Source organism: Microcoleus sp. OTE_8_concoct_300 (assembly GCF_031383065.1).
In the GTDB taxonomy this organism is placed as follows: Bacteria; Cyanobacteriota; Cyanobacteriia; order Cyanobacteriales; family Microcoleaceae; genus Microcoleus.
In genome coordinates this window covers 1-1,561 of the sequence record NZ_JANMZH010000790.1, presented here as the reverse complement: position 1 = coordinate 1,561, position 1,561 = coordinate 1, and the positions used below count along the sequence as shown (strand labels likewise).

Below are 1,561 nucleotides of genomic sequence, written 5' to 3'. Positions count from 1 at the left end.
CACCACCCCCACCTTCGCCCCCAAAGTAGACTTCCCCACTCAGAGTTGGCCCTCTTCAGTCAGCATCGGCGACATCAACGTGGACGGGAAACCAGATGTAGCTGTGTCGAACCGTAACAGCAACACCACCTCCATCCTCCTCAACACCACCCCCACAGGCGCCACCACCCCCACCTTCGCCCCCAAAGTAGACTTCCCCACTCAGAGTTGGCCCTCTTCAGTCAGCATCGGCGACATCAACTTGGACGGGAAACCAGATGTAGCTGTGACGAACCGTAACAGCAACACCACCTCCATTTTCCTCAACACCACCCCCACAGGCGCTACCACCCCCACCTTCGCCCCCAAAGTAGACTTCCCCACTGGGGGTGATCCCTTTTCAGTCAGCATCGGCGACATCAACGGCGACGGGAAACCAGATGTAGCTGTGGCGAACCGTAACAGCAACACCACCTCCATCCTCCTCAACACCACCGCCACAGGCGCCACCACCCCCACCTTCGCCCCCAAAGTAGACTTCACCACTGGGGCTGAGCCCTCTTGGGTCAGTATCGGCGATTTCAACGGCGACGGGAAACCAGATGTAGCAACGGAAAACCTTAGCAGCGACACCATCTCCATCCTCCTCAACAACACCCCCAAAGTCAGCATCGCAGCCGGCACTACCCCCACCGAAACAGGTCCCACTAATGGCACATTTACGATTACCCTCGATACTCCGGCCCCTGCAGGCGGTTTAGTCATCAACTTCGATACCACCGGCAGTACCGCCACTAACCCCAGTCACTACTCCTTAACGGAGGGTACGAATATCACGGCTGTGACTGCCAACACGTTCACCATTGCCGCCGGTGCAACCACCGCCGTCCTCAATGCAGTCCCCGTCGATGATGCTATCATCAACCCAGACGAAACAATCAAACTTAACGTCACTGCCGATACCAACAATTGGAACTACTTTCTCGATCCAGTTGTTGCCAATACAACTGCGACACTGACAATTACCGACAACGACGACTTCCCCACAGTCAACCTCTTAGTTTCCCCAGCCACAAGTACAGAAACAGGAAGTCCAACTATCACCGTCACCGCCACAGCATCCAGCGCCGTTGTCGGAGATCAAACCGTTGATGTTAATCTTTCAGGAACAGCCACGGATGACGACTTCACAGAGTTCATTCCTGCTAGCATAACCATTGCTGACGGTGAAACCACAGGTTCATTTACCGTTAATATCAATGATGATGGAATAGTAGAAGGAACTGAAACAGGTACATTCACAATCTCGAATCCTTCTAGCGGTCTTGTTCTGGGAACTACGACAACAGGTGAGGTGACAATTACCGAGTCCGACTGCATCTGCGATGGCATTGACTATCCCAACTTAAACCAACCGAATAGTGTTGAAAACACCATACTAGGTGGCTCGACAATTCAAATAGGCACTGCCCAAAACGATGAATTCCTAGGCAGCAACAGCGACAATAATATATTCGATGGTAAATCAGGGGATGACAACTTATATGGTGGCGACCTTGGCGACATCCTCAACGGGAACAAA

The 1,561-nt window shown here is 52.8% G+C and carries 1 protein-coding gene; it reads left to right on the top strand.

Features of this window, described 5'->3' with window-relative positions; translation table 11 throughout:
• The coding region (locus ACUVJL_RS35310) for an FG-GAP-like repeat-containing protein (protein WP_445250076.1) at nucleotides 1-1,561 on the top strand (1,561 nt) is incomplete at both ends.